Annotated in this window: 12 protein-coding genes and 3 pseudogenes; 5 read left to right on the top strand and 10 right to left on the bottom strand. The window is 66.9% G+C overall.

All coding sequences use genetic code 11. From position 1 onward, the window contains the following. Window positions 1–89: 89 nt before the first annotated feature. A pseudogene (locus Y694_RS03060) lies at window positions 90–762 on the bottom strand (RlmE family RNA methyltransferase). Window positions 763–782: 20 nt separating this feature from the next. Between Y694_RS03060 and Y694_RS03055 the strand changes: the two are divergent. Continuing rightward, window positions 783–1,253, top strand: a complete 471-nt coding sequence (locus tag Y694_RS03055; protein WP_036229709.1) for a YhbY family RNA-binding protein — start codon at window positions 783–785, stop codon at window positions 1,251–1,253. A gap of 1 nt (window position 1,254) precedes the next feature. Here Y694_RS03055 and Y694_RS23115 read toward each other — a convergent pair whose 3' ends face one another. The 6 genes and pseudogenes from Y694_RS23115 to carA all read right to left on the bottom strand — a co-directional run bounded on the left by Y694_RS23115 (window position 1,255) and on the right by carA (window position 7,431). Then, the gene (locus Y694_RS23115) at window positions 1,255–1,707 is read right to left on the bottom strand and encodes a DUF502 domain-containing protein (protein WP_197028720.1); all 453 of its coding nucleotides are present in this window, start codon (window positions 1,705–1,707) and stop codon (window positions 1,255–1,257) included. Beyond that, the gene (locus Y694_RS24645; protein ID WP_051495532.1) at window positions 1,626–1,931 is read right to left on the bottom strand and encodes a hypothetical protein; all 306 of its coding nucleotides are present in this window, start codon (window positions 1,929–1,931) and stop codon (window positions 1,626–1,628) included. The genes Y694_RS23115 and Y694_RS24645 overlap by 82 nt, the downstream gene beginning before the upstream one ends. Window positions 1,932–1,998: 67 nt before the next feature. After that, entirely contained in the window at window positions 1,999–2,457 is a 459-nt protein-coding gene (locus tag Y694_RS03045) for a DUF4149 domain-containing protein (RefSeq protein WP_011828863.1), read from the bottom strand. Then, a pseudogene (gene greA, locus Y694_RS03040) lies at window positions 2,454–2,928 on the bottom strand (transcription elongation factor GreA). The gene Y694_RS03045 and the pseudogene greA overlap by 4 nt, the downstream one beginning before the upstream one ends. 79 nt (window positions 2,929–3,007) lie before the next feature. Continuing rightward, window positions 3,008–6,278: pseudogene (gene carB, locus Y694_RS03035) on the bottom strand (carbamoyl-phosphate synthase large subunit). A 1-nt stretch (window position 6,279) separates the two neighbouring features. Next, the gene (gene carA, locus Y694_RS03030; RefSeq protein ID WP_011828860.1) at window positions 6,280–7,431 is read right to left on the bottom strand and encodes a glutamine-hydrolyzing carbamoyl-phosphate synthase small subunit; all 1,152 of its coding nucleotides are present in this window, start codon (window positions 7,429–7,431) and stop codon (window positions 6,280–6,282) included. Between the two features lie 252 nt (window positions 7,432–7,683). On the opposite strand from carA, the gene bfr reads away from it, so the two are divergent. The 3 genes from bfr to hemP all read left to right on the top strand — a co-directional run bounded on the left by bfr (window position 7,684) and on the right by hemP (window position 8,779). Next, a complete protein-coding gene (bfr, locus tag Y694_RS03025; protein WP_011828859.1) occupies window positions 7,684–8,163 on the top strand; it encodes a bacterioferritin in 480 nt (159 codons plus the stop codon). Between the two features lie 100 nt (window positions 8,164–8,263). Then, complete coding sequence (locus tag Y694_RS22355; protein ID WP_011828858.1) at window positions 8,264–8,485, top strand: bacterioferritin-associated ferredoxin; 222 nt, start codon at window positions 8,264–8,266, stop codon at window positions 8,483–8,485. An 81-nt stretch (window positions 8,486–8,566) separates the two neighbouring features. Beyond that, window positions 8,567–8,779, top strand: a complete 213-nt coding sequence (gene hemP / locus Y694_RS03015) for a hemin uptake protein HemP (RefSeq protein ID WP_049820777.1) — start codon at window positions 8,567–8,569, stop codon at window positions 8,777–8,779. Between the two features lie 41 nt (window positions 8,780–8,820). On the opposite strand, the gene Y694_RS03010 is transcribed toward hemP, so the two are convergent. Further along, window positions 8,821–9,225: a heme-binding protein gene (locus Y694_RS03010; protein WP_036229706.1), complete on the bottom strand. Its 405-nt coding sequence runs from the start codon at window positions 9,223–9,225 to the stop codon at window positions 8,821–8,823. Between the two features lie 185 nt (window positions 9,226–9,410). Here Y694_RS03010 and Y694_RS03005 point away from each other — a divergent pair, with 185 nt between their 5' ends. Continuing rightward, window positions 9,411–10,106, top strand: coding sequence for a Bax inhibitor-1/YccA family protein (locus Y694_RS03005; protein WP_011828856.1), 696 nt, complete (start codon window positions 9,411–9,413; stop codon window positions 10,104–10,106). Window positions 10,107–10,213: 107 nt separating this feature from the next. Here the strand turns inward: Y694_RS03005 and rlmD are convergent, their stop codons facing one another. Then, a complete protein-coding gene (gene rlmD, locus Y694_RS03000; RefSeq protein WP_036229704.1) occupies window positions 10,214–11,578 on the bottom strand; it encodes a 23S rRNA (uracil(1939)-C(5))-methyltransferase RlmD in 1,365 nt (454 codons plus the stop codon). Between the two features lie 49 nt (window positions 11,579–11,627). Continuing rightward, window positions 11,628–12,659: an RNA polymerase sigma factor RpoS gene (rpoS, locus tag Y694_RS02995; protein ID WP_011828854.1), complete on the bottom strand. Its 1,032-nt coding sequence runs from the start codon at window positions 12,657–12,659 to the stop codon at window positions 11,628–11,630. Window positions 12,660–12,669: the final 10 nt, after the last annotated feature.

Below are 12,669 nucleotides of genomic sequence, written 5' to 3'. Positions count from 1 at the left end.
GTTTAGTCCAGTCAACCCCGGGACGCCGATCGGCTTTGTCATCGGCTGCGATAGGTCAAGGCCTGGATTCGCGGGAATTTCCGCCGGTTTCACCTCGATTTGAGACCGATGCCGACCAGAAAGGTTTCCGACGACTTGTCACGAGATGCCTTGGGTTGATCGGTTTCACGACCCGGAAACGCTTCTTGAACAGCTCGACCAGCTGGCTGTGGCCGCTGCCGTGGAACACCTTGCAGACCAGCGCGCCGTGCGGATGGAGGTGGGTTTCGGCGAATTCGACCGCCAGCTCCACCAGCAGCGCGATGCGCGCGGAATCTGAGGAGCGATGCCAGAGAGGTTCGGCGCCATGTCCGACACGACCACGTCGACGCCGCGCCCGCCGATCGCGGCGCTCAATTCCGCAAGCACCGCCTCATCGTGGAAATCGCCCTGGATGAACTGCACGCCCTCGATCGGCTCGAAATCCAGGAGGTCGAGTGCAATGATGCGGCCGTTCAGTGCACCGGCCGCGGCGCCGCCGGCGCCGGCCTCCTTGGGTGCGAACCTGCGGCGCAGGTACTGGCTCCAGGCGCCGGGTGCCGCGCCGAGGTCGACGACGACCTGGCCCGGCTTGATCAGCCCCAGCGCCTCATCGATCTCCTTGAGCTTGTAGGCGGCACGGGCCCGGTAGCCCTCCTTCTGGGCCAGCTTGACGTAGGGATCGTTGATGTGATCGTTGAGCCACGCCTTGTTGACCTTCTTGCTCTTGGTTTTGACTTTCATGTCGCGTCGATAATACGGGGATGCCTGCCATTCAACTCACGCCTGCCGAGCGCAAGGCCCACCGTGCCGATGCGCACCACCTCGATCCGGTCGTGATGATCGGCGGCGAGGGCCTGACTCCCGCCGTCACCAAGGAGGCAGACGCCGCGCTGAAGGCCCATGGCCTGATCAAGGTACGCGTGTTCTCCGACGAACGCGAGACCCGCGAAGCGATCTTCGCCACGCTGTGCGAACAGCTCGGCGCGGCGCCCGTCCAGCACATCGGCAAGCTGCTGGTGCTGTGGCGCCCGGTCGAGCCGAAGGAAAAGACGCCGGACGAACACCGCCAGGCCGGCCCGCGGGTGGTGAAGATCCTGAAGTTCTCCAAGAGCGGCAACCACCGTGCCCAGGTGAAGAAGCTCACCGTGCTGGGCAACCAGCGCATCACCTCCGGCGGCATCGTCAAGCGGGCCAAGGAGCGGCTGCCAAGCAAGAAGAAACTGGGCGACTGAGTCATCGGCCGTCTGCCGGCGTCTGCGGCAGGTACTGGGCCGAGGTGACGCCCATGGAAACGTAGATGCTCGTCAGCGCGTCGATGCCGATCTCGGCCGGCGTGATCCACGCCTGCGGCACGTAGAGCAACCCGCCGCCGACCGGCACCGGGGCGGTCGGCACCAGCACTGCGTGGTAACGCGCACCGCCCAGGTCGATGGTCTCGGCGGCCGACAGCAGGCCCAGCACCGCCACGCCGCCCGGTCCGCCGAAGTGGCACCAGACCGGCCGCATCGACTGAAGCCCGCCGCCGTCGGCCCCGCGCGGCGACAGCAGTTCGACGAAGCGCTGGGTGATGCCGTAAATGCTGCGCACGACCGGAATGCGCTGGATCAGCGCGTCGACGCTGCGTGCCAGCCAGCCGCGCAGGCGCGTCTGGACCACGACACCGAGCGCGAAGATCGCCGCCAGCACCAGGCAACGCCGATCAGGTAGCCCAGCACCTCGGAGCTGCCGCCGCCCAGGCCCAGCGCCACCAGTCGCTGACCGATGAAGCTGCCCGGCCCGACATAGGCGAACAGCAGGCGCAGCACCCACACGATGACCAGAAGCGTGGCAGCCAATGGCAGCGCAGCCAGCAAGCCGGCGAGGAAGATGCTCGTCAGCGTCCGTTTCAGCGGCGGCGGCATGGACGTCATGAAGCGACTCTCCTCGGGGCGGCAAACAATCGGCCTCCGCACGCTGCGGAAGCACCGAACCGGGACGTCAGCCCCGTGCCGCCCGCCAAGCCAATGTAGCGACCAACAGGCTCTTCACGGCGTAGAGGGTCGTCGACACGCCGTGCAGCGCGCCGAACGACCAGCGCCCCTCCCCGGCGCGTGCGGCCTCCATCATCGGCTGCAGCGCGTAGTGGCCGAGCACGGTGCAGAACAGCACACCCAGCAGCAGCAGCAGTTCGGCGCTGACCGGCGAGCCCTGCCCGGCCTTCGCGCGGCGGCCGGCCCGCAGGCGCTCCAGCAGCCCGAGCAGCACGCACAGCGCCAAGCTGAGCTGGGCCTCGAGCGCGAACAGCCGCGCCGCCACCCGCCCGGCCGACGGCCGGTCCAGCAAGCTGAACAGGCTGGGGGCGGCGATGAGGGCAATGGCCAGCAACACGCCGAACCACAGGCCGGGGATCAGGCGCCGCAGCCGTTCAGGCACGGCCACCAGGCTGGCGCCGCTCACAGGTAGCGGACCTCGACGATCTCGTAGCGGCGCGTGCCGCCGGGCGCCTGGAACTCCGCCACGTCGCCGGCTTCCTTGCCGATCATCGCGCGCGCGATCGGCGAGCTGACCGAGATCAGCCCTGCTTCAGGTCGGCCTCGTCGTCACCGACGATCTGGTACGTGACGCTGTCGCCCGAGCTCTCCTCCTCCAGCTCGACCGTCGCGCCGAACACCACCCGCCCGCCAGCGTCCAGCATCGCAGGATCGATGATCTGTGCCGCCGCCATCTTGCTTTCGATCTCGAGGATGCGTCCCTCGATGAAGCCCTGCTTGTCCTTGGCGGCTCGTACTCGGCGTTCTCCGACAGATCACCCTGCGCACGCGCCTCTGCGATCGCCTGGATCACGGCATGCCGCTCCACCGACTTCAGGCGGTGGAGCTCTTCCTTCAATTTCTCGGCGCCGCGTTTGGTCAGCGGGATGGTGGCCATGATCTCTTCTCGTCGAATCGGTGCGTGCAAAAAACTCAGCCGCCCCGGGGCTCCGGGGCGGCCGTGTGAAGCGCGCAGTTTAGTGGAGTTCCGCGTGCAGTTCCTGCAGGGAAAGCACGGTCAGATCGTCCTGATGCTTCAGTGCCTCGACCGCGGCCTCGCAGCCGGCCATGGTCGTGTAGTAACTGACGCGGTTGGCGATCGCCGCGGTGCGGATGTAGCGCGAATCCGCGATCGCGGTACGGGTCTCGTCGACGGTCGTGAATACCAGCTGGATCTCGCCGGCCTTGATCATGTCGGCGATGTGCGGCCGACCGTCCTTGACCTTGTTGACCACCTTCACCGGCACGCCGGCCGCCGAGATGGCCGCTGCCGTGCCCCTGGTGGCGACGACGTTGAAGCCGAGATCGACCAGATCGCCGGCGATCTTGACCGCGCGATCCTTGTCGGCGTTCTTCACCGTGATGACGACCGTGCCCCTGGACGGCAGGCGCGAGCCGGCGCCGAGCTGGCTCTTGAGCATGGCCTCGCCGAAGCTGCGGCCCGCCCCCATCACCTCGCCGGTCGAGCGCATCTCGGGGCCGAGGATGGGATCGACGCCGGGGAACTTGTTGAACGGGAACACCGCTTCCTTGACGCTGTAGTACGAGGGCACGATCTCGCGCGGCGCCTCGCCCCTCAGGGCCTTCTGCGCGGCCAGCTTCTGGCCGACCATGCAGCGCGCCGCGATCTTGGCCAGCGGCTGGCCGGTGGCCTTGGAGACGAAGGGTACGGTGCGCGACGCGCGCGGGTTGACCTCGAGCACGTAGACGACCGCCTCATCGCCCTCGCCCTGGATCGCGAACTGCACGTTCATCAGGCCCACGACCTGCAGCGCCTTCGCCATCGCCGCGGTCTGGCGCCGCAGTTCATCCTGCAGCGCCGGGCTCAGCGCATACGGCGGCAGCGAGCACGCCGAGTCGCCGGAGTGCACGCCGGCCTGCTCGATGTGCTCCATGATCGCGCCGATCATCACGTCGTGGCCGTCGGAGATGCAGTCGACATCGACCTCCACCGCGTCATCGAGGAAGCGGTCGAGCAGCACCGGCGACTTCTCGGACACGCGGACCGCCTCGCGCATGTAGCGCTCGAGGTCCTTGTCGCCATGCACGATCTCCATCGCACGGCCGCCCAGCACGTAGCTCGGGCGCACCACCAGGGGGTAGCCGATCTCCTGCGCCAGCTGCAGCGCGGCCTCCTCGGTGCGCGCGGTGCGGTTCGGAGGCTGCTTCAGACCGAGCTTGTGCAGCAATTGCTGGAAGCGCTCGCGATCTTCCGCGATGTCGATGCTGTCCGGCGAGGTGCCGACGATCGGCACGCCGGCGCGCTCCAGGTCGAGCGCCAGCTTCAACGGCGTCTGGCCTCCGTACTGCACGATCACGCCGACCGGCTTTTCCTTGTCGACGATCTCCAGCACGTCTTCCAGCGTCACCGGCTCGAAGTAAAGCCGGTCCGAGGTGTCGTAGTCGGTCGACACGGTCTCGGGGTTGCAGTTGACCATGATGGTCTCGTAGCCGTCCTCGCGCATCGCCAGCGCGGCGTGCACGCAGCAGTAGTCGAACTCGATGCCCTGGCCGATGCGGTTCGGGCCGCCGCCGAGCACCATGATCTTCTTGCGGTCGGTCGGCTGCGCCTCGCACTCGTCGTCGTACGTCGAGTACATGTAGGCGGTCTGCGTGGCGAACTCGGCCGCACAGGTGTCGACGCGCTTGTAGACCGGCCGCACGCCCTGTGCGTGGCGCGCGGCGCGCACCTCATGCTGGTGGGTGCCGAGCAGCTTGGCCAGGCGCTTGTCGGAGAAGCCCTTGCGCTTGAGGAAGCGCAGCTCGTCCGTCGACAGGCTGGCCAGCGTGCGGCCCTTCAGCGCCAGCTCCGCCTGCACGAGCTGCTCGATCTGTGCCAGGAACCATGGTCGATCGCGGTTTCCTCGAAGATCTCGTCGCGGCTCAGGCCGATGCGGAAGGCGTCGGCGACATAGAGGATGCGCTCCGGACCCGCCTCGCCGATCTCCTGGACGATCTCCTCGCGGTCGGTGCTGCGCTCGGACAGGCCGTCGATGCCGGTCTCGAGACCGCGCAGCGCCTTCTGGAAACTCTCCTGGAAGCTGCGGCCCATCGCCATCACCTCGCCCACCGACTTCATCTGCGTGGTCAGGCGGGAGTCGGCGGCCGGGAACTTCTCGAACGCGAAGCGCGGGATCTTGGTGACGACGTAGTCGATGCTGGGCTCGAAGCTCGCCGGCGTCGCGCCGCCGGTGATGTCATTGCGCAGTTCGTCGAGCGTGTAGCCGACCGCCAGCTTGGCGGCCACCTTCGCGATCGGGAATCCGGTGGCCTTTGAAGCCAGGGCCGACGACCGCGACACGCGCGGGTTCATCTCGATCACGACCATGCGGCCGTTGTCCGGGTTGATCGAGAACTGCACGTTGGAGCCGCCGGTGTCGACGCCGATCTCGCGCAGGATCGCGATGCTGGCGTTGCGCAGCAGCTGGTATTCCTTGTCGGTCAGCGTCTGGGCCGGCGCCACGGTGATCGAGTCGCCGGTGTGGATGCCATCGGATCGAGGTTCTCGATCGAGCAGACGATGATGCAGTTGTCCGCCTTGTCGCGGACCACCTCCATCTCGTACTCCTTCCAGCCGATCAGGCTCTCCTCGATGAGCAGTTCCTTGGTCGGCGAGAGGTCGAGGCCGCGCTTGCAGATCTCCTCGAACTCCTCGGGGTTGTAGGCGATGCCGCCGCCAGTGCCGCCGAGCGTGAAGCTCGGGCGGATCACCATCGGGAAACCGGTGCCGCCGATGTCGCTCGTGATCCGACGCTGGACGGCCAGCGCCTCCTCCATCGAGTGCGCGATGCCGCTCTTGGCCGAATGCAGGCCGATGCCGGTCATCGCGTCCTTGAACTTCAGGCGGTCCTCGGCCTTCTCGATCGCGTGCTCGTTGGCGCCGATCATCTCGACGCCGTACTTGGACAGCACACCGTGCTTGTGCAGGTCGAGGGCGCAGTTCAACGCGGTCTGGCCGCCCATCGTGGGCAGGATCGCCATCTTCTCGTCGGGATGCGCCTGGCGCTCCTTGGCGATGATCTTTTCGACCACCGACCACGTGATCGGCTCGATGTAGGTGGCATCGGCCATCTCCGGGTCGGTCATGATCGTCGCCGGATTGCTGTTGACGAGGATGACGCGATAGCCCTCCTCGCGCAGCGCCTTGCAGGCCTGAGCGCCGGAGTAGTCGAACTCGCAGGCCTGACCGATGATGATCGGGCCGGCGCCGATGATGAGGATGCTTTGAAGGTCGGTGCGCTTGGGCATGTCAGTTCTTTTCCATCAGCGCAATGAAGCGGTCGAACAGGTAGCCGATGTCGTGCGGCCCGGGAGACGCTTCCGGGTGGCCCTGGAAGCAGAAGGCGGGCTTGTCGGTGCGCGCCAGCCCCTGCAGCGTGCCGTCGAACAGGCTCACGTGCGTGGGGCGCAGGGTGGCCGGCAGGGACTTCTCGTCGACCGCGAAACCGTGGTTCTGGCTCGTGATGCTGACGCGGCCGTCGTCCAGGTCCTTTACCGGGTGGTTGGCGCCGTGGTGCCCGAACTTCATCTTGAAGGTCTTCGCCCCCGAAGCCAGCGCCATGATCTGGTGACCCAGACAGATGCCGAACACCGGCAGGCCGGTGTCGATCAGCGTGCGCGTTGCCTCGATCGCGTAGTCGCAGGGCTCGGGGTCGCCCGGGCCGTTGCTGAGGAAGATGCCGTCCGGCTTCAGCAGCAGCGCCTCCGCGGCCGGCGTCTTGGCCGGCACCACCGTGACCTGGCAGCCGCGGCTGGCCAGCATGCGCAGGATGTTGCGCTTGACGCCGAAGTCATAGGCGACGACGTGGAACTTCGGCGCCGCCTGGGTGCCGTAGCCGGTGCCCAGCGACCACTCGGTCTCGGTCCAACCGTAGGGCATCGCAGTGCTCACGACCTTGGCGAGATCCAGGCCTGCCATGCTCTGCGCACTGCGCGCCCGGGCCACCGCGTCGGCGACCAGCGCCTCGGTGAAGGTCTCCCCGCGCGGCAGCGCCACGATGCAGCCGTTCTGGGCCCCGCCGGTGCGCAGGATGCGGGTGAGCTTGCGGGTGTCGATGTCGGCGATCGCCACCGTTCCTTCGTCGCGCAGATACTGCGACAGCGTGCGGGTCTTGCGGAAATTCGAGTCGAGGACCGGCAGGTCCTTGATGATCAGGCCGGCGGCATGGACTTTCGAGGCTTCGACATCCTCCTCGTTGACGCCGGTGTTGCCGATGTGCGGATACGTCAGCGTGACGATCTGCCGGCAGTAGCTCGGGTCGGTGAGGATTTCCTGGTAGCCGGTGAGCGCGGTGTTGAACACCACCTCGCCGACCGTGCGACCGGCCGCGCCGATCGAGGTACCTTGAAAGACCGTGCCGTCTGCGAGAGCAAGTAGAGCGAGGGGCAGATCTGGCAGCACGGGAACTCCGTCATTTGCGCGCGCCCAGCTCGGCTCTTCGGGCCTGAGTCCGGCGGGAAACAGCGGAAGTTTCGGTGGGCGGCAGGTGGGTGCGGGTAAACCTTTGAATTGTAGCTGGCTTCGCGCCCGCTCCGGGACTGCGAGTCAGTCGCATGCGCGTCAAGAGCGAATCGGCGGGGCCTTGGCAGGCGGAGCGCTGGAAAGCCGCCTCTGCGCTTCGATAATGCAGCGAATCACACCACGGAGAGGGCCATGAAAGGCGACGCCAAAGTCATCGAATACCTGAACGCGCAGCTCAAGAACGAGCTGACCGCGATCAACCAGTACTTCATGCACTACCGCTTGATGAAGCACTGGGGTTTCGACAAGCTCGCGAAGAAGGAATACGAAGAGTCGATCGGCGAGATGAAGCACGCGGACCGCCTGATGGACCGCATCCTGATGCTCGACGGCCTGCCGAACCTGCAGGACCTGGGCAAGCTGCTGATCGGCGAGGATGTCGTCGAGGCGATGCGCAGCGACCTGCAACTGGAGCAGACCGCGCAACTCACGATCAAGGATGGCATCGCGCACTGCGAGACGGTGCGCGACTACGTCTCGCGCGACCTGCTGCAGGGCATCCTCGACGACACCGAGGAGCACATCGATTTCCTTGAGACGCAGCTCGGCCTGGTCGACCAGGTCGGTCCGCAGAACTACCTGCAGTCGCAGATGGGCGAGATCGGCTCCTGAGCGACGGCACGGTCAGCACAAGCCCCTGGGTCAACAGGGGCTTGTATTACGAATCATTCCTATTTATAGTGAAGGCACTCTGAACCCGGACTGCCGCACCATGATCGTCTGTGTCTGCCACCGCATCTCTCATCGCGAGATCGAGCGCCATGCAACGGCCTGCGACAGCTTCGATGAATTGCAGTTGAACACCGGTGTCGCCACCGGTTGCGGCCGCTGCGGTGACTGCGCCCGCTCCGTGTTCGACGAGGCCCGCCAGCAACCCGCTTGCGGCTTGGTGGGCCGCCTGCGCGTGGCTCAACCGGCTGCGGCACTCGCCTGAACATGTGGTGGCTGGCCAGCCTGTCCGTCGTTGTCCTGGGCGCCTGGTGGGCGCTGCGTTCACCACGTTGAGGGATGCCTGATGAACATCGCCAACCCGACTCTCGACCTGCCTTCCCTGCGTTCCGGCGGCCTTGGACCCGCGGTGCCCTGTACTGCGGCGACCGCCCCGCCCGCGCCCCAGGTTCATAGCGCGGCGCTGCTCCAGGGCCGCAATGTTGTGCACATCGAGCACAACGGAGCGCTCTACCAACTGCGCAGCACGCGGCTCGGCAAGCTCATCCTCACCAAGTGACCCCGCAGTCGGGAACGCCCCGTCCTCGTCTGGCCTGCCGGTCAGCCCAGCGCGGCGATCCCCGCCTTGGCCACCTGTGCGTCCTCGTTCGACTTCACGCCGCTGACGCCCACCGCGCCGACGCACTGACCCTGCAGCAGGATGGGAACGCCCCCCTCCAGCATGCCCGCGATGGTCGGTGCGCTCAGGAACGACGTGCGCCCCTGGTTGATGACCTCTTCGTACACCCGGCTTTCTCGCCGGCCCAGCGCGGCGGTATGGGCCTTCGCCGGCGCGATATGCGCCGAGACCGGCGCCGCGCCGTCCAGACGCTGCAGCCACAGCAGATGCCCCCCATCGTCGACGATCGCGATCGTCACCGGCCACTGGTGCGCCAGTGCCTCGGCTTCGGCTGCGGCCGCGATGCGCTTGACATCCTCGAGGGACAGCACGGGCTTGGTCTGCATGGAATCCTCCGACTATGGGTTAACCCGACTCTAAGGCGACCCGGGCCCCGTGGCAAAGAGACTGCGGCCAATTCCGCATCAGCCCGCCATTGGAACCGGGGCAGCCTGCGCATCACTCGCACAACGGAACTAGAATCCGGACGTCAGCTCCAAGCAAGCCTATTCTTCCCTACGGAGGTTATCGAATGAACGACACCCTGCAAACCGCCTACCCCGGCTCGGCCGCCGTCGGCGGCGAGCGCAATCGCGTCCTGCGCAACACGTACTGGCTGCTGGCGCTGTCGCTGGTGCCGACCGTGCTGGGTGCCTGGGTGGGGGTCGCGACCGGCTTCAGCTTCTTCGCCGGCAGCCCCTTCATCGGCTTCCTGCTGTTCATGGGCATCGCGTTCGGCTTCTTCTTCGCGATCGAGAAGTTCAAGAACTCCGGCATCGGCGTAGCGCTGTTGCTGGGCTTCACCTTCTTCATGGGCCTGATGCTGTCGCGCCTGATCGGTGGCGTGCTGGGCAACTACAGCAACGGCGCCACCCTGATCGGCATGGCCTTCGGCGGCACCGCGCTGGTGTTCTTCGGCATGGCCACGCTGGCGACCACCATCAAGCGAGACCTGTCCGGGCTGGGCAAGTGGCTGATGGTGGGTGTGATCGGCCTGATCGTGGCCAGCGTCGCCAACATCTGGCTGCAGATGCCGGCGCTGTTCCTGACGGTCTCGGTGCTCGCCATCGTGATCTTCTCGGCGTTCATGCTGTACGACATCAAGCGCGTGATCGATGGCGGCGAAACGAACTATGTGACCGCGACGCTGGCCATCTACCTTGACGTCTACAACGTGTTCCAGAGCCTGCTGAGCCTGCTGGGCATCTTCGGCGGCGAACGCGAGTAAGTCGCCTCGCCGGATCGACAAGGCCCCGCTCCGCGGGGCCTTTTTCTTTGTACCTGGCTCAACGCAGATGCTTTGGCTACGGCATCACGTCGCTCTGCGACATGCGCCTAAGCCGAAGCATTGCGGTCGAAGACCGCAATGCTTTCCACATGCGCGGTGTGCGGGAACATGTTCACTGCGCCGGCCTGCACGCAGCGGTAGCCGGCCTGGTGCACCAGCAGGCCGGCGTCGCGCGCCAGCGTGGCCGGATTGCAGCTCACGTACACGATGCGCGCCGGTGGCACCCAGCCGGGCGCCTGCCCCGGGTCCTGCACCGCATCGGCCACGGCCTTGGCCAGGGCGAATGCGCCCTCGCGCGGCGGGTCGACCAGCCACTTTGTCGCGCTGCCGTAGGCCACCAGATCCGCCGGCAGCAGTTCGAACAGGTTGCGCGCGTCGAAGCGCGTCTTGTGCGACAGGCCGTTGAGCGCCGCGTTGTCGCGTGAGCGCGCCACCAATGCTTCGCTGCCCTCGATCCCGAGCACCTCTCGCGCCTGCGTGGCCAGCGGCAGCGTGAAATTGCCGAGCCCGCAGAACCAGTCGATCACACGCTCGTCGCCCTGCACGTCCAGCAGCCGCAGCGCCCGCACCACCAGCGCGCGGTTGATGGCGTGGTTGACCTGGGTGAAATCGGTCGGCTTGAAGGGCATGACGACGCCGTATTCCGGCAACGTGTAGGCGAGCTGAGGCCCGCCGTCGTCGAGCCGCTGCACGGTGTCGGGCCCCTTGGGCTGCAGCCACCACTGCACGCCGTGCTCGGCGCCAAAAGCCCGCAACCTCTGCAGGTCGTCCGCGCTCAGGGGCTCGAGGTGGCGCAGCACCAGCGCCGTCACGAGCCCGTCGGGCGCCTCGCCGATCGCCACCTCGATCTGCGGCAGCCGGTCGCGGCCGTCCATGGCGGCAATCAGGGCGCGCAGTGGCAGCAGCATCGCACTCAGGTGCGGCGGCAGGATCTCGCAGCGGCTCATGTCCGCCACGTAGCTCGACTTGCGCTCGTGGAAGCCGATCAGGACCTTGCCCTTCTTGACGACATGCCGCACAGACAGGCGCGCCCGGTAGCGATAGCCCCAGGTCGGCCCCTCGATGGGCCGTAGCATCTGGCCGGCCTTCACCTTGCCCAGATGCCAGAGGTTGTCCTCCAGCACCCGCTGCTTCACCGCGACCTGAGCACCGACATGGAAATGCTGCATCTTGCAGCCGCCGCAGAGTCCGAAGTACTCGCAACGCGGCGTGACGCGTTGCGAGCTCTCGCGGCGCAGCGCCGTCATCGTGCCCTGCTCCCAGTTGTTCTTGCGCCGTCCCACGGCCACCAGAACCTGCTCACCCGGCAAGGCGCCCTCGACAAACACCACCTTGCCTTCGGCGTTGTGCGCCACGCCTTGTGCCTCGAGGTCGAGCGACTCGACCGTCAGCCATTCATCGCCTGCTGTCATGCCACAGATTATCCGGGGCCATGGCCGGCGCTGCCGGCAACCCTCCCACTCAGAAGATCGAGTCGCGGTTGACGCCGTTGCGTGCCATCCGGCGCTTGAGCTTGAGCAGCGCCTCCTGCTGGATCTGGCGGATACGCTCGCGCGTCAGGCCCAGCCGCTCGGCGAGCACCTCCAGCGTCTCGGGTTCCCTGTCGTGCAATCCATAGCGCCCAGCCAGCACCTCGCGCTCGCGTTCGCTCAGTTCGCCCAAACCATGCTCCAGCAGCACGTCGAGTTCATGGTTCAGCGTGTGGCCCAGCGGGTCCGTGGCCTGCTCGTCGGCCACCATGTCGCCCAGCGTCTCGGCCCCATTGCCTGCCTGGCGCTCGAGCGGCGCATCGAGCGACGTGGGCTGCTCGGCAAATCGCAGCAGTTCGGACACCTCGGTCACCGGGCGCCCCAACGCTGCAGCGATCTCGTCGACGCGGACGGTCCGCCCGTCGGCGCTCGCTGCGGCTTCGCCCTCCAGCGCACGGCGCGCCTTGAGCACCTGGTTGAGTTCACGCACCACATGCACCGGCAGCCGCACCAGGCGGGCCTGGTGCATGATCGCGCGCTCGATGCTCTGGCGGATCCACCACGAGGCGTAGGTCGAGAAGCGAAAGCCGCGTTCAGGCTCGAACTTGCCGATCGCGTGCATCAGGCCGAGGTTGCCTTCCTCGATCAGGTCGGTCATCGGCAGGCCGCGGCTGAGGTAGCTCTTGGCGATGCTGACCACGAGCCGCAGATTGCGCTCGATCATCTGCTGCCGCGCCGCGAAGTCGCCGGCCCGGGCGCGCGTGGCCATCGCGAATTCCTCGTCGGGCGTGAACAGGGGCGCTCGCCGGATCTCGCGCAGATAGGTCTGCAGCGTGTTGCCGACCTCGCCTTCGCCGGCAGCGATCGGCAGGTGCTCCTGCACCGGCTCCGGCAGGTCGTCCGCACCATTCGGCGGATCTCCACCACCATGCGTCGGCTCGACCGGCCAGGCCCCGTGCGGCAGGGCCCTCGCATCAGGAAGCGCGTGTCCGTTGCCGGGCGGAGAGTGCTTCCTGTGGTTCATGATGGTCGGG

Origin of the sequence: Methylibium sp. T29-B (assembly GCF_000576225.1) — a bacterium.
In the GTDB taxonomy this organism is placed as follows: Bacteria; Pseudomonadota; Gammaproteobacteria; order Burkholderiales; family Burkholderiaceae_C; genus Methylibium; species Methylibium petroleiphilum.
Note: the sequence above shows the minus strand (reverse complement) of the source record. Positions and strands in the feature narration are given on the sequence as shown.